This is a genomic window from Cupriavidus sp. 22TCCZM01-5 (assembly GCF_057798915.1).
Map to the genome: position 1 here is coordinate 74,686 of NZ_JBYOJR010000008.1, position 17,410 is coordinate 92,095.

At 68.8% G+C, this 17,410-nt stretch carries 15 protein-coding genes; 13 read left to right on the forward strand and 2 right to left on the reverse strand.

The genetic code is table 11. From position 1 onward, the window contains the following. Positions 1-52 precede the first annotated feature (52 nt). From AC3FNH_RS10220 to AC3FNH_RS10265, 10 genes are all read left to right on the forward strand, one after another. The gene (locus AC3FNH_RS10220; RefSeq protein WP_488719956.1) at positions 53-1,390 is read left to right on the forward strand and encodes a glycosyltransferase family 2 protein; all 1,338 of its coding nucleotides are present in this window, start codon (positions 53-55) and stop codon (positions 1,388-1,390) included. Then, a complete protein-coding gene (locus AC3FNH_RS10225) occupies positions 1,387-2,433 on the forward strand; it encodes a bactofilin family protein (RefSeq protein WP_488719957.1) in 1,047 nt (348 codons plus the stop codon). The genes AC3FNH_RS10220 and AC3FNH_RS10225 overlap by 4 nt, the downstream gene beginning before the upstream one ends. A gap of 11 nt (positions 2,434-2,444) precedes the next feature. Continuing rightward, positions 2,445-3,509: a hypothetical protein gene (locus AC3FNH_RS10230; RefSeq protein ID WP_488719958.1), complete on the forward strand. Its 1,065-nt coding sequence runs from the start codon at positions 2,445-2,447 to the stop codon at positions 3,507-3,509. A gap of 8 nt (positions 3,510-3,517) precedes the next feature. Next, positions 3,518-5,362 carry a polysaccharide deacetylase family protein gene (locus AC3FNH_RS10235; RefSeq protein ID WP_488719959.1) on the forward strand — a complete coding sequence of 615 codons (1,845 nt, stop codon included), beginning with the start codon at positions 3,518-3,520 and terminating at the stop codon, positions 5,360-5,362. A 123-nt stretch (positions 5,363-5,485) separates the two neighbouring features. Next, positions 5,486-6,349: a YaiO family outer membrane beta-barrel protein gene (locus AC3FNH_RS10240; protein ID WP_488719960.1), complete on the forward strand. Its 864-nt coding sequence runs from the start codon at positions 5,486-5,488 to the stop codon at positions 6,347-6,349. Next, on the forward strand, positions 6,346-7,173 hold the full coding sequence (locus tag AC3FNH_RS10245; protein ID WP_488719961.1) for a hypothetical protein: 828 nt from the start codon (positions 6,346-6,348) through the stop codon (positions 7,171-7,173). The genes AC3FNH_RS10240 and AC3FNH_RS10245 overlap by 4 nt, the downstream gene beginning before the upstream one ends. Positions 7,174-7,361: 188 nt before the next feature. After that, positions 7,362-8,072, forward strand: coding sequence for a response regulator transcription factor (locus AC3FNH_RS10250; protein WP_488719962.1), 711 nt, complete (start codon positions 7,362-7,364; stop codon positions 8,070-8,072). Positions 8,073-8,091: 19 nt separating this feature from the next. Further along, positions 8,092-9,744: a FecR domain-containing protein gene (locus tag AC3FNH_RS10255; protein ID WP_488719963.1), complete on the forward strand. Its 1,653-nt coding sequence runs from the start codon at positions 8,092-8,094 to the stop codon at positions 9,742-9,744. Then, on the forward strand, positions 9,719-12,112 hold the full coding sequence (locus tag AC3FNH_RS10260; protein WP_488719964.1) for a CHASE2 domain-containing protein: 2,394 nt from the start codon (positions 9,719-9,721) through the stop codon (positions 12,110-12,112). The genes AC3FNH_RS10255 and AC3FNH_RS10260 overlap by 26 nt, the downstream gene beginning before the upstream one ends. Positions 12,113-12,353: 241 nt before the next feature. Further along, positions 12,354-12,833 carry a PaaI family thioesterase gene (locus tag AC3FNH_RS10265; RefSeq protein ID WP_488719965.1) on the forward strand — a complete coding sequence of 160 codons (480 nt, stop codon included), beginning with the start codon at positions 12,354-12,356 and terminating at the stop codon, positions 12,831-12,833. A gap of 72 nt (positions 12,834-12,905) precedes the next feature. Here AC3FNH_RS10265 and AC3FNH_RS10270 read toward each other — a convergent pair whose 3' ends face one another. Continuing rightward, positions 12,906-13,544, reverse strand: a complete 639-nt coding sequence (locus AC3FNH_RS10270; RefSeq protein WP_488719966.1) for a TetR/AcrR family transcriptional regulator — start codon at positions 13,542-13,544, stop codon at positions 12,906-12,908. Positions 13,545-13,590: 46 nt separating this feature from the next. On the opposite strand from AC3FNH_RS10270, the gene AC3FNH_RS10275 reads away from it, so the two are divergent. Together AC3FNH_RS10275 and AC3FNH_RS10280 are read left to right on the forward strand one after the other, a co-directional pair. Then, entirely contained in the window at positions 13,591-15,168 is a 1,578-nt protein-coding gene (locus tag AC3FNH_RS10275; protein ID WP_488719967.1) for a flavin-containing monooxygenase, read from the forward strand. After that, the gene (locus tag AC3FNH_RS10280; RefSeq protein WP_276102284.1) at positions 15,165-16,127 is read left to right on the forward strand and encodes an alpha/beta fold hydrolase; all 963 of its coding nucleotides are present in this window, start codon (positions 15,165-15,167) and stop codon (positions 16,125-16,127) included. The genes AC3FNH_RS10275 and AC3FNH_RS10280 overlap by 4 nt, the downstream gene beginning before the upstream one ends. Before the next feature lie 35 nt (positions 16,128-16,162). Here the strand turns inward: AC3FNH_RS10280 and AC3FNH_RS10285 are convergent, their stop codons facing one another. Next, positions 16,163-16,549: a hypothetical protein gene (locus AC3FNH_RS10285; RefSeq protein WP_276102283.1), complete on the reverse strand. Its 387-nt coding sequence runs from the start codon at positions 16,547-16,549 to the stop codon at positions 16,163-16,165. A 132-nt stretch (positions 16,550-16,681) separates the two neighbouring features. Here AC3FNH_RS10285 and AC3FNH_RS10290 point away from each other — a divergent pair, with 132 nt between their 5' ends. Beyond that, a complete protein-coding gene (locus AC3FNH_RS10290; RefSeq protein WP_488719968.1) occupies positions 16,682-17,407 on the forward strand; it encodes a Coq4 family protein in 726 nt (241 codons plus the stop codon). Positions 17,408-17,410 lie beyond the last annotated feature (3 nt).

A 17,410-nucleotide genomic window follows, 5' to 3' on the forward strand; every position in this document is an offset into this window, starting at 1 on the left:
CCGCCATGAACGTCCGTGCTTCCGGCCGGAACGCCCGGCCGGCCGCATCCTGATGCCAACCATGCAAATCCTGTCGCTAGTCAACAGCGTCCTGCTTGCGGCCGCGCTCTGCATCATCGTGCTGCTGGCGATCTACACGGTGCGGCACTACGTCTTCACGCTGAACCGCCTGTTCGGCCGCCAGCGCCAGCCCTACCTCGACATCGAGCACGGGGTCTGGCCGCGCGTCGTGGTTTGTGTCGCCGCGCACAACGAAGAGCGGGTGATCGCCGACTGCCTGAATGCCCTGCTGCAGGTGGACTACCCGCATGACAAGATGACCATCATGCCCGTCAACGACCGTTCGACCGACGGCACGCGGCAGATCATCGATAACATCGCGGCGAAGCACCCTGGCCGCTTCTCGCCCTTTCACCGCACCGAGGGGCGTCCCGGCAAGGCGGCCGCGCTGCGCGATGCCACCGCGCTGATCGACGCCGAGATCATGATCGTGTTCGACGCCGACTATCTGCCGGCGCGCGGTCTGATCAAGCAGCTGGTGGCGCCATTCTTCGATCCGGAGGTGGGGGCGATCATGGGCCGCGTGGTGCCGGTGAACGCCGGCGCGAACCTGCTCACCCGCCTGCTCGACCTGGAGCGCGCGGGCGGCTACCAGGTGGACCAGACCGCGCGCATGAACCTCGGGCTGGTGCCGCAGTACGGCGGCACCGTGGGCGGCATCCGCTGCCGCGCGCTGGCAGAGATCGGCGGGTGGAATATCGACACCCTCGCCGAAGACACCGATGTCACGTTCCGCCTGCTCCAGCGCGGCTGGAAGACGGTCTACCAGAACCGGTCCGAGTGCTATGAAGAGGTGCCGGAGGTGTGGCCCGTGCGGGTCAGGCAGATCAGCCGCTGGTCGCGTGGCCACAACCAGGTGATGGTGAACAATATCCGGAAGCTGGTCACCAACCCGCGCATCAGCCTGCGCGAGCGCGTGGATGGGGCGCTCCTGTTGCTGATCTTCATCATGCCGCCGATCCAGCTGCTCGGTTGGGTGATTGCGGCAATCCTGTTCTATACAGCCGCGCAGTCAATCGTGTCGGGCTGGGTGTTCCTGACGGCCCTGCTGTGCTACGGCGGATTGGGCAGCAACGCGGCGTTCTTCGAGATTGCCGCAGCCACCTACCTGGACGGCCACCGCAACCGTATCCGGCTGCTGCCGCTGAACCTGTTCGGCTTCCTGGTCAGCATGGTGGCGATCTCGCGCGCGGCCGTCGCGCAGGTCGCAGACGCCTGGCACAAGCGCGAGCTGGTCTGGGACAAGACCGAGCGCTTCCGCACGCCGGCGGCGGGCACCGCCGGCGGCGTGTCCTCGCCCTCCGACACCCGCCCGGCCGGGGAGGCATGATGACCGCGAACTATTTCCTTCTTGCCGGCGCCGTGCTGGGCCTGTTGTTGCTGCCATTCCTGCCGGCGCTCGCCGAATGGCTGCGTCCGACCGACTTCGCGCCGCTGCCGATGCGGCGCGACCAGCCGAACAGCCTGACGTTCTTTGCCAATGGCTTCCGCACGCGCCTGGTCGAGCAGCACGGCGTCGACCTGGACGCACTGCGCCAGGCGGGCGATGGCTACGAGATTCCCGTCAGCAAGGCACTCAGCGCGGGCCGCGATATCCGCACGCTGCAGCCGGACGAGCAGAAGGCGCTTTCCCGGGCCCTGGGCAAGGCCAACCATATCGTCGTGTTCCGCGGCAGCGCCTCGCTGGCGCAGGACAGCCGCGTGCGCGCCGACCTTTACGTGGAGCATGACTTCGAAGCGGGCGCCGGCACGCAGCTGCGCGCGTGCCTGGCCGAAGGCAAAGTCCGGCTCGGCGAGAAGGCCGAGGTGCAGCGCTGGGTGCATGGGCGGCAGGTGCGCCTGGCGTCGGATGCGCGCGTGGGCGGTCGGGTCACTGCCGAACAGATCGTCAGCTTCGAGCCGCCGGCGCGCTTTGAACGCGCGGGCGCACCTTCCGTGGTGTTTGGCGAGGCCGGGCTGGCGCCAAAGCCGGTGCCCATGCCGCAACCGGTGGCTTCGCGCCAGGTGCTCGATGGCAATGCGGACATCGGGCACGACAGCGCGCCCGCGGGCGACTATGTGGTGCGCGGGGATTGCCGCGTGGCGGCCCAGCTTTCACTCGAAGGCAGCATCAAGAGCCACGGCCAGTTGCATGTGGGCGACGGTGCCAGGATCATCGGCAGTCTTTCGGCGCGAAAGAATATGGAAATCGGGGCCGGCAGCGCCATTCTGGGGCCGTTGATCGGCTTCGAGGACATTGTGCTCGGCCCCAATTGCCGGATCGGGCGCCCCGACGCGCCGACCACGCTGGTGTGCAACCGCCTGTTCGTTTCGCCTGGCTGCATCGTTCATGGGGTGATCACCACCCATGAAGTTGCGCGTTTCGCAGCCTAGGAGCCGCCCCCGTGTCGAGGCTTCCGAACCCGTTCCGCAGCCGCGCCGCCGTGTCGCCGGCCAGCGGCGTACGCCGGCTGGCACGGCGCTGTGCCGCGACGCTGCTGGCGCTCGGCGTGTCGTTGACAGCCGCGGGCGCGGACACCAGGCCGGCAACGCCCATGTTCGAAGACTTCACGGTGGCCAATGGCGCCATGACCGTATTTGCCCGTGGCGACTATGTCGAGCCCTACACCGCGATCTATGCCCTGCTGGTCGCGCACCGGCTTGGCGTGGATGTGCATGCGCATGCCGATGCGCTGGCGCACTGGCTGCTGCCGTACCAGCAGCCAAACGGGCCGTTCCCGCGCATCTGCCGCAGTGGAGGCGCGCAATGGGTCGCCTGTGGCCCGGCAGATGCCGACGATTCGCTCGCGGTGTTCTGGTGCATACTGGCCAGCGAGGTGCTCAAGGGCGACCGGGCGCTGGAGGCCAGTTGCGGCAGGTCGCTGGAGAACCTCGCGACCCTGTGGGATCCGCAGCGCGCCACGTTCCGCGCGCGCTTCGGCCGGCCCGAGGCGTACTTGGCCGACAACGTCGAAGTTGCCGGCGCGCTGGGCGGCTTGCGCGCGAGGCCCGACACGGCCGCGCGCTACGCGCGCGAGCTGTCGCAATTGCCCTCGCAGCGCCAGATGCTCGATGGACTGGCGCGCAGCTACGGCTACGACCCGGCGGTGGCGCTGGAGCCGGCGCACGCTACCTTGCCGCCGGCGCTGTACGGGTTCTATCCGAATGTTGTCGCACCAGTCTATCTGTGGCTCAGCGACGTAAGCACCGACCCACAGGCGACGCGTCAGTGGGCGGTCTGGAAGCACCGTCACGCCGAGGACTGGCTGGCCGGCAAGAGTGACCACTATCCGTGGGGCCTGATTGCCCTGGCGGCCTACAAGGCCGGCGACCGGCAGACGGCTGCCGCGTGGCTGCGGGCATCGGCGGGGTGGCGGGCGCAGGGGCGCTGGAATCTACTGGAGGAAGGCGTGCGGATCGGGCTCCTGCATGCCATGCCAGACACGGCCGACGGGCCCAATATGCAATGAGGTTGAACTTGTTGAAAGTATCCGCGTGGCGCAAGCATGTCATTGGCTTACTCGCACTGGTGACGATCGTGGCGTGTGGCCTGCTGGCGTATCGCAGCATCAGCGAAGGGCCCGGCAAGCCACAAAGCGACAGCATCGTCCTGGTGGTTCCAGACAATCTGGCAGCCGGGAACCGGATCTACGCGCAGGCGTGGATGGATGCCGCGCGCGAAGAGGGCGTCCACCTGAGCACCGTCACGGCCTCGGAGTTCGTGCGTCATGGCCTGAACGGCGAGCGCGACTATTCCGCGGTGATCCTGCCCGATACCGTGCACCGTTCGATGACGACGGCGTTCGTCAACAAGGTCCGGCAGTTCGTCGAGGCGGGCGGCGCGCTGATGCAGGTGTATGACGCGGGCATCCTCGACGAGAACGGCTTCTACGAGCAGGGCGGATCGCGGATGTCGGACCTGGTCGGCGTACCGTATGGCTTCTACTCGAAGCTGCGCGCCGACCTCGCGCATCAGGCGACCGTCTATGGCGCCCCGCAGACCATGATCGACCTGCACATTCCGCCTGGCCGCTGGATCGTCAAGGACGGACGCGCGATGCTGTCAGGCTATGGCGAGGACATGCTGCGCTACCCTGCCATGCATACCGGCAGTCGCTACAGCGGCAAGGTCCTGATGGTGGCCGAGGACCAGTCGGTCATTGCCGGCGAGCGCGCACTGGGCAGGGGCCGCGTGCTGTTCGTCAACTTGCCGCTCGGCTATCTCAAGCTGCGCACCGACGGCGTGCTGCTGCACGGCTTCCTGAACTACTTTGCCGGCCGCATGCTGGAGCAGCCGCGGCTGTCGCCCGCGCCGCAGGGCGTCGGCGGCCTGGTGCTGAACTGGCACTGCGATGCGCGGATCTGCATCGACGCCGTCGACAGCCTGATCCAGGATGGCGTGTTCAAGCGCGGTCCATTCAGCTTCCACATCACCGCCGGGCCGGACCAGCGCCAGTTCAACGATGGGCGCGGCGTGGACCTCGCGAACAACCCTGCATTCGCCGAGATCGTGCGCGGGCTGATGCGCGATGGTCACGAAGTCGGCAGCCACGGCGGCTGGATCCACGACTGGTTCGGGCTCAATGTCAATGAGAAGAACCAGGCGTCGATGGAGGTCTACCTGCAGAAGAACGCGGATGCCATCCAGGCACTGACGGGCAAGCCGCAGACCGAGTACTCGGCGCCGACCGGCAACCAGCCGGAGTGGGCTACGCGCTGGCTCGACGAGCACAACGTCAAGGCCTACTACTTCACTGGCAATATCGGCCAGGGCCCGACGCGCACATACCGCAACGGCCGCCGCGACGAGCATATCTGGTCCTTCCCGGTACAGACCTATGGCCAGTACTCCACCATCGAAGAAGCGTACATGTCCAGTATTCCCGAGGCGGAGATCGCGGACTGGCTGACGTCGCTGGTGCGCTTTGCCGCGGGTACCGGCGAGATTCGCCTGATCTATTTCCATCCGCCCGGGGCGGTACGCTACCTGCGCGCCATCGACGCGCTGCTCGAAGCGGCCGACGCCGAGCAGGCCCGCCAGCGCTTCCAGTGGCGCACGATGACCCAGATGGCGGAGTTCGCGCAGCGGCGCGAGCAGACCGTCTGGCGCCTGGCATCGGACCGCAACGATGTCCGCGTGACCGCCGAAAACAAGCAATCGCTCGACGCCCTGACCTGGCTGTTTCCGAGTGACCGCTATGCGCGGCCACGCGTGGAAAGCGGACAGGGCAGCGTGTCGATGCAGGGGAGCAGCTGGAAAGTGGTGGCGGGCCCCGGGAACCGGATCGTGATTGCAGCCGCCTTGCGGGAGGGGGGCGCCTGATGGCGCCACACCGATCGTCGGGAATGACCTGGGTCCGTGGGACCACAGCCTATTTGGGATGAACTGAGCGTGTATTGGAATCGAATCGTGTGGGGTGCTTCGCTGGCAGCATCCGCCCTGGCCATGGACATAGCCCGCGCGCAGGGCGAAGTGCAGCCGGCTTCCGTTCAGCCAGAAGCCACCCTGGCCCAGGATTCGTCCTCGATAACGCCGATGCCGATCCCTGTTCCCACGCCGCGGCCGATGGCGATCCCGCAGCCGCTGCCGGTGCCCTTTGAGCCGGAAAAGGGCGCGATCGAAGTCGTGTTCGGCGATGGCCGCATGACGAACGGCTACGGTTCGGCGACCGCCGCCGCGGTGCGCGGCATGGCCGTGACGCCGCTGGGCGTGGTGCAGGGCGAACTGGACCACCAGAGCCGCTTCGGCTTCAACGGCCAGTACGGGGCACTATCGCTGACGCGCAACCTGTCCGAGGACTACTACATGACCGTGGGCGCCGGCGCCGGCAGCAGCGAGCTGTTCCCGAGCTGGCGCGTCGACGCGAGCGGTTACCGCAAGTTTGGTCCGGACCGTCGCTTCGTTGCCGGTCTCGGTGCGTACTACGCGAAAGGCCAGGACGGCGGGCGTTCGGACCATGGCGTGCTGCTGAGCGGGCTGGCGTACTTCCCGTCCCTGGTGGTGGAGGGCGGCCTGCGCTTCAACCGGGCGAACCCGGGCCAGGTGTTCGGCCCGAGCCAGTACGTGGCCGCCACGATCGGCAGCGACGAGACACGCGCCTTCATCGTGCGCGCCGAACATGCCCGCGAGGCCTACCAGGTATTCACGACCGGTACGGAACGCGTCGACTTTGACAGCTACAGCTTCAGCGTGCAGTGGCGCGAACGTGTGTCCCGCCAGCTGTTGCTGCTGATTGGCGCGCAGTACTACCACAATCCCAACTACAGCCGCACCGCGGGTGAGCTGGGCTTCCGATGGAGTTTCCGGTGAGCGGCAACACGGTGCCACAAAATCCGCAGCAGGCCCGGCGCCCCGCGACCGCGCGCGGCGATGCCCTGCAGCGCGTGACGGGCTATCGCGGCGACCGCTTCGAGAAGCACCGCGCCATGCGCAGGCTGGCCTTTCCGCTGACGCGCTGGATCGACGTGCTGCTGCTCCCCGCATTCCTGACCTACGCCTTCTGCATGGGCTGGCCATGGGTGGCGGACCTGTGGCGCCGCATGATCGGGTTCTGGAGCGTGGCGCTCGGCGCAGAAGTGTCGCTGCGGGCTGACCCGGCATTACTGCCGGCCTTTGGGACCGTGCCCTATGCGCATGCCAACGCCGCGCTGCCTACGCCGGTGCAGTGGCTGTGCGGCATGGCGATCACGCTGGTGCTGTTGTTCGGGACGCGATGGCTGACCTCGGGCCGGGCGCTGCCGCTGGCCTACGGTCTGCGGCTGGTTGGCCTGATCCAGGCGAGCGCACAGGCGTACTTCTATTTCTGGCCGGCGAGCTTTCCGTACGATGCCGGCAAGTCCATTGCATCGCTGACACAGGCTTCGGTGCTGGTCATCCTGATCACGCCGTGGCTGTATGCGCTGATCTACAACGTGCTGGACTTCGGTTTCCTGCGCAAGCTGCTGCTGTCGGCGATGGCCATGGCATACCTGGTCGTGCTGGTTCCCCTCCAATACACGCTGACTGCGTCGTCGCTGCTCCATTTTTCGCTGCTGTGGTATCCCCTGGTCTTCCTGCTCGGGTCGATCTTCGTCCAGTTCGGCACCTTGGTGGCGTTGTACGCCTGGGCGATGAGCTGGCGGCCGCGCAACTGACACCGGGCGCAAGCCGCGGTTGAGTAACATTGTGGTTGTGGCGATGCTTCGGACAGGCTTGCCGCGGAGCATTCCCGACAGCCGCGCTCCCGTGGTTGTATGCGGGAGCGATCAAAAGAGGATCAATAACGCACGACCGCACGATCGCGGAAGCAATTTGCAGTCGCAGCAGGCAGAAGGGTGTGAGGATGAAGATTGCCTCGGTGGAAGACGATCCGGACCAGGCTGAACTGATCCGGAAAATACTGGGCGAGGCGGGATTCGAATGCGAATCCTATGCCACGGGCGCGGCCCTGCTGCGCGCACTGCGTGAGCAGGCCTTTGACCTGCTGGTGGTGGACTGGCAATTGCCGGATACCAGTGGCTTTGAACTGGTGAGCTGGGTGCGCCAGACGTCCGGCCCCATGCCGCCCATCCTGTTCCTGACCAGCCGTACCGCTGAAGAGGACATCGTTGCCGGCCTGAGCGTCGGCGCCGACGACTACATGCTCAAGCCGATCCGGGCCGGCGAGCTGCTGGCGCGCGCGCGCTCGCTGCTGCGCCGCGCCTACCCCGAGGCCACCCAGGATTCCGACCTCATCCGCCGCGGCAGCTACTGCATCGATCCGCGCGCGCGCACCATCACGCTGGGCGGCGAGCCCGTGACGGTGTCGCCGCGCGAGTACGAGCTTGCGCTGTTCCTGTTCCGCAACATGGGTCGCCTCTTGTCGCGCGACGTGGTGGAGCAGGCCGTGTGGGGCCGCGCCATTGGTGCGGGTTCGCGTACGGTCGATACGCATATGTCGCGCCTGCGCATCAAGCTGGCGCTGCGCCCCGAGAACGGCGTGCGGTTGACTTCCGTCTATTCGCACGGCTACCGCTTCGAAGAAGCCAGTGCTGAGGACGAGCCCCGTGCTTAGGGCGGCTGCGGTGACCGGCATGGCCCTGGCCATGTGCCTGGCGCCCGCAGCACCGGCGCAGGCGGGGCCTGCCGGCGCCGAAGGCGCGGACTTCATCTACGTGGTCGAGCCGGGCGACAACCTGTTCACCCTGGCCGAGCGCTACATGGCCAGCGCCGACGGCTGGCGCCTGCTCCAGGCGCGCAACGGCGTGGCCGATCCGCACCGGCTCGCACCGGGCACGCGCCTGCGCATCCCGCTGGACCAGATTCCCGAGCAGCCTGGCGCGGCGCGCGTGGTGTTCGTCAACGGGCCGGCACAGGCCGACGGCGAGCCGCTGCGCGCCGGCCTGGCGCTGCGCGAGAGCGCGCGCATCGTCACGGCCGCCGGCAGCACCGTCACGCTGGAGCTGCCCGACCGCACGCGTGTCACGCTGCCGCCGGGCACCACCGTCGCGGTGCGGCGGCTGCGCACGTTCCGCAAGTCGGGCCTGACCGATACCGTGATTGGCATCGAGCGCGGCCAGGCCGAAACGCGCGTGGCACCCGAAGGTGGCGGCGTGGGCCGCTTCGAGCTGCATACGCCAATGATGGTGACCGGAGTGCGGGGCACGCGCTACCGTGTGGCCGCCGATACCGACGGCAGCCGCAGCGAAGTGCTGGAAGGCCAGGTCGGCGTCGCCCTGGCGCGCGCAGGAACGACCTCCACGGCCTCCGCGACCGCGGTGACGGCTGGCTATGGTATCGGCGTGGCTGGCGCCCGCTTGTCACGGCCGGTCGCGCTGCTGCCGGCGCCGTCACTGCAGCCGCTGCCCGACACGGTAGTGGGCCCCGCCACGGAGGTGGCCTGGCAGCCCGTGCAAGGGGCCGCGGGCTATCGGGTCTCGGTTGCGCGCGACGCTGCGCATACCGAGCTGGTCTGGACCGGCGACACGGCCGACACGCATATCGGCCTGGAAGGCCTTCCGGAAGGCGCGCTCTATCTGGCGGTGAGCGCGGTGGACGCTCAGAGGCTGTCCGGCAAGCCGGCATCGGCACCGTTTGCGGTGCGGCTCAATCCGCCGGCGCCGTTCACGCTGCAACCAGGCGCGGGGACCGTGCGCTATGGCGACTCGGCCGAGTTCGAATGGGCGGCCGTGGGCGCCGCTGCGTCTTATGAGCTCGCCGTGTCCGCCGATGCCGGGTTTGCCGCCACGGCTGTCACGCTGCAGGGCAAATCCGAGCACGCCGTGCGCAAGCTTGCGCCAGGGGCATGGCTGTGGCGCGTGCGCTCGCTGGACGCGCGCGGACGGCCCGGCCCCTGGTCGGCGGCGGTGCCATTCATGCTCGAGCCGGCGCCGCCCGTGCCGACGCTGAAGGATGACGGCAACAGCCTGCGCATCGGCTGGCCCGCGGACGCCAGCGCAACGGCCGGCTATCGCGTGCAGATGGCCGAGGATTCCGCCTTCACGCGCCTGGTGGCGGACCAGCGCAGTGCCGACAGCGACGTGGCGCTGCCTCGGCCGCCGGCTGGCACATATTACGTGCGCGTCGCACGCGCGGCGGCAGACGGCCAGGAGCCCGCGGCCGCCTTCTCCGCGCCGCAGCGCATCGATATTGCGGGCTACCTGCGCGACGGGCAGGGCGGCGCGATCCGCCTGGGCAACGGTATCCGCGACGAGGGCGGCCATGGCGACGGCGTCCGCCTCAGGTAGGCCCGGGCGGCAAGCTCCCGGGACCGCCTTCGGGCGGCGTACGCTGGCCGAGTGGGCCTTGCTGCTGGCCGCCGTGCTGGCGCTGGTGGCGGCGATCGCACGCTACGGCTGGGCCGGGCGCGCCGACCTGGCCATCTACGACCTTTCCATCGGTGCGCAGCAGCATGCCGCGAGCGACGATATCGTCATCGTGGCCATCGACGACGCCAGCATCACCGCCATCGGCCGCTGGCCCTGGCGCCGCGCGGTGCTGGCACAACTGGTGGACCGCATTGCCGCAGGCCAGCCGCGCGTGATCGGCGTGGACGTGATCCTGACCGAGCGCGACACGCGTTATCCACAGGACGATGCCTTGCTCGCCCGCAGTCTCGCCGCCGCGGGCAACGTGGTACTGCCCGCGCTAGCCGAACCCTCGGCGGGCGGTATGGTGGTGCGCTATCCGCTGGCCGGACTGGGCGCCGGGGTAGGGCACATCAACCTGACCGTGGACGCGGATGGCGTGGCGCGGCAGGTGTACCTGCTGGAAGGGCCGCAACCCGCGCAATATGCCGGGCTGCCACACGTGGCGGCGGTGATGGCGTCGTGGGGCGGCGCGCCGCGGCCAGCCGATGCCTATCGGCATGAAGCGGCCAGCGCGGTCGACGCCTTCGGCTGGGAGCGCCAGTACCGGCTGCGGATTCCGTTCGCGGGCCCGCCGGGGACGTTCGCGCGGGTGTCGGCGCGTGATGTCCTGGAGGGCCGCGCCGATCCGGCGATGTTCCGCGGCAAGGCCGTGCTGTTCGGCGCCATTGCCACCGGCATGGGCGACGTGTTGCCCACGCCGGTGGCGCACGACGGGCGCGGCATGAGCGGCGTGGAAATCCTGGCCAATACGCTGCAGACGTTGCAGGAGGATCGCGCCATCGTTGCGGTGCCGCCGGGCTGGCAACTGGCGTGCGCCATGCTGGCGGTGCTGGCGGCCGCGCTGGCGGCGCTGGTGCTGACGCCGCGCGGGGCGCTGCTGGCGAGCGGGATGGTCATCGCCTTGCTGCTGGCCGGGCCGCCGCTGCTGCTGGCCGGCGCACGCCTGTGGTTCGCGCCATCCGCTGCGCTGCTTGGCTGCCTGCTGTTCTATCCGCTGTGGAGCTGGCGCCGCCAGGAAGCGGCGTTGCGCTTCCTGGCGGACGAGCTGGCACGCCATGAGCGCGAGCCCGGACTGCCGCCCGCACCCGCCGCCATCGGCGCCACGCTGGAAAGCCACATGCGCGCGGTCTATCGCATGAGCTCGCGGCTGCACGACCTGCGGCGCTTCCTGGCCGACGGGCTGGAGAGCCTGCCCGAGGCGACGGCGATCTGCAACCTGGAAGGCGGTGTGCTGCTGGCGAACCGGCGCTGCGTGGCGCTGGTGCCCGGCGTGCTGGGCAACAGCGCCGGGAGCGGAGGCGATGTGTCCGATGCCGGGGCCGACAGTGCTCGTGCTGACATCCGCGCGGTGATGGCCGTGCTCTTTGCCGCCCCCGAACCGGCGCTGGCGTACTGGCAGGCACTGCATGCGCGCAGCGCGTCGCCGGGCGGGCAAGATGACGGCATCGAACTGGCCGCGCGCGACGAGCGCCGTTACCTGATGCACGGCGCGCCGCTGCATGGCGAGCAGGGCGCCGTGGCCGGGCTGATCGTCAGCTTCATCGATATCACGGCGATCCGCCTGGCCGAACGCCAGCGCGAGCAGATGCTGCGCTTCCTGTCGCATGACATGCGTTCACCGCAGGCATCGATCCTGGCGCTGATCGATCTGCACCGCGGCGCGGCCGGCGACGAACGGTCGGCCGACCTGCTCGCGCGGATTGACTCGCATGCCCGGCGCACCTTGTCGCTGGCCGACGATTTCATTCGCGTGGCGCGCGCCGAGACACAGCCGCTGTCCCTGCAAGATGTCGACCTTGCCGGGCTGGTGCTAGATGCCGCCGACGAGCTATGGGCGCTGGCCAGCGCGCGCGGCGTGCCGCTGAACGTGGACCTGCCCGATGACCCCGCCGTGATCCGCGCCGAGCCCGCGCTGCTCGCGCGCGCCATTGCCAACCTGGTCAGCAACGCGGTCAAGTTCAGCCCGCGCGGTGCCGCCGTGACGGTGACATTGCGGGCAGAGCCCGGCGGCTATGCCATAGCGGTCACGGACCAGGGTCCGGGCATCCCGCTCGCGCAGCAGCAGCGCCTGTTCGAGCCGTTCGCGCGCCTGCATGAGCACGACCCCGGCGCGCCCGCAGGCAGCGGGCTTGGCCTCGTCCTGGCAAAGACCGTGGTGGAGCGCCACGGCGGCAGCATTCGTGTGGCGAGCGATGCCGGGGCCGGTGCCACGTTCACGCTGCACTTGCCGGCGCCGCGCCTCTGACCCCTGTGTCAGACACTGGTCAGACACAATTGTTGGCAGTTGCCCTGGCCGTTATTGCTTACGATATCGAAGCCGTGCGGCCCCGCATCGTACGGCTTGCAACGCCCGCCCAGCCCTCCCAGTGGTTCTCTGGCGCGGGCGTTTTTTTGGTGAGTGGAAGGTCCAGGCTGTGCTGTGACACCCCATCCGAACACATTTCCACATCTCCCTGTAACCTACCCCCTTTCACCGGGAGACAACCATGACAAGTCATCGCTACGGCGTAGCGTCCCCTGCCGAGGTCGCGGAAATGAGCGGCAAGGCCATCCTGCAGGCCATCATCGACGGCCGGCTGCCGCAACCGCCGATTTCGCAGGTGCTGGGCTTCTGGCTGACCGAGGTTGGCGACGGCTTTGCCGTATTCGAGGGTGACCCCGGCGCACACCTGTTCAACCCGATGGGGACCGTCCATGGCGGCTGGGCCCTGACCCTGATCGACAGCGCCACGGGTTGCGCGGCCAACTCCTTGCTGCCGCCCGGCACCGGCTACACCACAGTCGAAACCAAGGGCAACTTCTCCCGGCCGATCAAGGCCGACACGGGGCGTGTCCGCGCAGAGGGGCGCGTGGTCAGCCAGGGCCGGCAGATCATTACCGCCGAGGCGCGGGTACTCGCCGCCGATGGCCGCATGCTGGCCCATGGCACCTCCACGCTGCTGGTACTGGCGCCCGCGGGAAAGTAAAGGCAGGCTCCGCTGTCTTCTCCCTGACCCGCGGCACCGGTGCCGGAACAGCTGGATAGGCAAAAAAAAAGATCAGGCCGGCTTGCGCTTCAGCAACAGCGCCAGTTGCAGCGCGGTGGCGGCTACCGTGTCGACGTCCGGTGCGTAGCCGTCGCGGATCCAGCGCAGCGCGATATGGACCACGCCGCCGGCAATGCCGGACAGCAGCAACGGGTCCGCATGCTGTCCCGGCGGCAGCAATGCCTGTGCGAGCAGGCCGCCGAATGCGCGCAGCGACGCGTCGAGCGCTTCGTCCACGCGCTTGCTGACGCCGCGGATCTCCACCAGGAACACCCGTGCCGAGCGTGGCTCGCGCTGCAAGGCGCCGAAGTATGCACGCAGCATGGCCAGCGCGCGCTGCTGGCGCCCGCGTCCGGCCTCGTGCGCCGCATGTCCGATCGATTGCAGCAGCAGGTCGGTCACGGCGTGGAACGAAGCCTCCAGCAAGGCTTCGCTGTTGGCGAAGGATTCATAGAAGTAGCGCTCGGTCAGCCCGGCCGCCTCGCATACCGCCTTGACCGTGGAGTTCTGGTAGCCGCGCTCGCCGTAGACCTGGATGGCCGCGGCGATCAGCTGGCAACGGCGCTGGGTGCGCCGCTCGTCGGCTGCTGCACCGCGGTAGCGGCGGCGGGCGGTGGAGGTCTCGGGTGTCTCGGTCGGCTCGATCATCATCGGACCATTATGACATTCCCTATTGTCAGATGGCATCTGACAACCTATGGTGTCAGAAGTGACCGCATCCGGGAAATCCGCCATGACCGTTGCTGCACCCGAAGCTGCCCCCGAACACACGCTGCTCGACGTCCTGATCGTTGGCGCCGGACTGTCCGGCATTGGCGCCGCGCGGCAGTTGCAGCAGCGCTGTCCAGGCAAGCGCTACGCCATCCTGGAAGCGCGGCAGGCCATCGGCGGCACCTGGGACCTGTTCCGCTATCCGGGCATCCGGTCGGATTCGGACATGTACACGCTCGGCTACCGCTTCAAGCCATGGAAGGGCGCGAAAGCCATCGCCGACGGCCCGTCGATCCTGTCCTATATCCGCGAGACGGCTCACGAAGCCGGCATTACCCGGCACATTCGTTTCGGCCACAAGGTGATCAGCGCGGCATGGCATAGCCAGGAAGCGTGCTGGACGGTCACGGTGGAGCGCGCCGGAGACGGCAGCCGCCAGCAGTGGCGCGCGCGCTTCCTGTATGTGTGCGCCGGCTACTACAGCTATGCGCAGGGCCATCGGCCGGCCTTTCCCGGTGAGGAAACCTTCCGTGGCCGCATCGTGCATCCACAGTTCTGGGATGCCTCGCTCGACTACGCCGGCAAGCGCGTGGTGGTGATCGGCAGCGGCGCGACGGCCGTCACGATGGTGCCGGCCATGGCCGCCAGCGCCGCGCACGTGACCATGCTGCAGCGCTCGCCGAGCTACGTCGTGACCCGTCCCGGCGAGGACGCGATTGCCGCCAGGCTGCGCCGGCTGCTGCCGGAACGGCTGGCCTACGCGGCCACGCGCTGGAAGAACGTGCTGCTCGGCATGTTCTTTTTCCAGCTCGCGCGCCGCCGGCCGGAGCGGGTCGGCCAGCGCATGGTCGGCATGGCCGCCGCGCAGCTCGCGCCCGGCTTCGATGTCGGCCGGCACTTCACGCCGCGCTACAAGCCGTGGGACCAGCGCGTGTGCCTGGTCCCCGACGGCGACCTGTTCCGCGAGATCCGCGACGGCCGCGCGTCGGTGGTCACCGATACCATCGAGCGCTTTACCGAAGGCGGCATCGTGCTCGCCTCGGGGCAGATCCTGCCGGCGGACATCATCGTGACGGCCACGGGTCTCAGGCTCAATATGCTTGGCGACATCGCCGTCAGCGTCGACGGGCAGCCCCGCGTTCCGGCCGAACTGATGGCATACAAGGGCATGATGCTCAATGACGTGCCGAACCTGGTGCTGGCCTTCGGCTACACCAATGCCTCATGGACGCTCAAGGCGGACCTGACCGCCGAGTACGTGTGCCGGCTGCTGCGGTACATGGACCGGCGCGGACACCGCGTGGCCATGCCGCGGCGCGACGCGGCCGTGCAGCCCGCACCCTTCCTGGACTTCACCTCCGGCTATGTGCAGCGCGCCGCCGGCGTGCTGCCGCGGCAGGGCGACCGCAGGCCGTGGCGCGTGTACCAGAACTACATCATGGACATGCTCACCCTCCGCCACGGCCGCATTGCCGACGGCGTGCTCCGGTTCGATATGCCGCACGGCGCGCCGGCGCCGCGCGAAACGCCGGTGAGCCTGTCCGGCGGCGAGGTACAGCCATGATGATCTTGTTCTACGTGGTTCTGGCGGTGGCGGCGCTGTTCGCCTGCCTGTTCGTCTACACCGTGCGCACGGTGCGCCGTGTCGAGGCCGCGCTGCCGCCCGACGGGCGCTTTGTCGATGTGCCTGGCGCGCGCCTGCATGTGGTGGAGCGCGGGCAGGGCCCGGCGCTGCTGCTGGTGCATGGCCTTTCGGGCCAGCTCGGCAATTTCGGCTACGGCATGATCGAGCCGCTGGCGCGCGATTTCCGCGTGGTGGCGGTGGACCGGCCCGGCTCGGGTTATTCCGTGCGCAGCCCCGGCGCGCGCGCGGACCTGGCAGGGCAGGCCGATGTGCTGGCGGCGCTGATCGACAAGCTGGGCCTGGAGCGTCCGCTCGTGGTCGGCCATTCGCTGGGCGGCGCCATTGCGCTGGCGCTGGCGATTGGTCATCCGGACCGGGTCGGCGGGCTGGCGCTGCTCGCGCCGCTGACGCATCCGGCCGAGGAGATTCCGCTGGTATTCCGGCCGCTGGCGATGCGGCGGCACTGGGTGCGCCAGTTCGTGGCATGGACGCTGGCGGTGCCGATGTCCGACTTGCGGCGCGACGAGGTACTCGAGATTGTCTTCGGCCCGGATCCCGTGCCCGTGGACTTTGCCATGCGCGGCGGCGGCATGCTGGCCTTGCGGCCGAGCCATTTCGTGGCGGCGTCGGAAGACCTGGTTGCCGGCGCGCCGAGCCTGGCGCCGCTGGTCGCGCGCTACGCGGAGCTGCGCCGGCCTGTGAGCATTCTTTTCGGCCGCGAAGACCGCATCCTCGATCCGGCGGCCAATGGCGAGGCGTTCGTCGCCAAGGTGGAGGGCGCCACGCTGGCCATGGTGCCCGGCGGGCATATGCTGCCGCTCACGGCGCCCGGCACCTGCGTGGATTTCGTGCGCGAGGCCGCGGCGCGGCTGCGCGATGCCGAGTCGGCGACCGCATGAACCGGACGTCAGGCGACCGGGTCACGCGCGCGGCCTCAGTGCGCCGTGCCTGGCTTGCAGTCCTGCACCCAGCCGGCGACCCGGCTCGGGCTCATGGTCGGGCGCCATTCGCCCGAACTGCGGATCTCGACATCCGTGCCTTGCTGCGCCTGGCGCAGGCTGACCAGGTAGAAATAGGCCGTGTCGGCGCGGGTGGCGGAACCGATGCGCACGTCGACCTTGCCCGGTTCCGGGTAGGCGACGATATTGGCCGCTTCCCCGAGCCTGCTTTTCAGGCACAGCGTCAGGTCGCCGACACTGGCGTCGGAGTGGATCAGCCTGGCTTCCTGGGCCTCGAGGTACTCCACGTTGGCGCCGGTGGCGCAGGCTGCCAGCCATGGCACCGCCACGGCCGCGAGCAGGAGGATGCGGGTTGCGGACATGCAATTTCCCTTTGTGGATGCGACGCTGCATGCTACATGAGAATGTGTAGCGCAGGTCCGTCCGGACACCACGCCGGGCCGGGGCACGCCGACCGTCCGTGCCCTTGAACCACGTTCGAAAGGAAGACGCCGATGGCTGCCGCGATTGCCCCCGATCCCTACAAGCGCGATTTCTCCACCGCGTTCAGCGCCATTCGCAAGCTGCTCGCGGACGGGCACGACACCACGCAGGTGTTCCTGATCATGCGCGCGCTGAACGGGCCGTCCATGCCGAAGAACTTCGCGCGCCTGCTGGGCACGCCCGACGGCCGCCGGCTCGTCTACCAGCGCACCGAACTGGCGGAGCGGCTGTGCGACCCGGCCTACGTGGCGAGCTTTGCGCCTGGCACGGTGGGCGCCGCGTACCGGGACTTCCTGCGGCACACAGGCTACAGCGCCGACGGGCTGGCCGAGGTTTCCAACCTCGGCCGCGAGCCCCTGGTGGAAGATGCCTACATGTGGTTCGGCCGCCGCACACGAGATATCCACGACATCTGGCATGTGCTGACCGGCTACCGCGCCGACGAGAGCCTGGGCGAGGCCGCGCTGGTGGCGTTCAGCTATGCGCAGACCGGTGGCCTGGGCTGGGCGCTGATCGCGGTGGCGGCGTCGCTCAAGAGCCTGCGCGTGACCCGCAGCCTCGCCTTCGCGCGTGCGGTGCTGGAAGGCTACCGCCTCGGCCGCGCGGCGAAGTGGCTGCTGGCCGAGGATTACGAGGCCCTGCTCCACGAACCCCTTGGCGCCGCGCGTGCCCGGCTAGGCATCGGCGAAGCGCCGCGGTACATGACCTGCCATCCGCTGCAGGACTGGCACGCCTGAGCG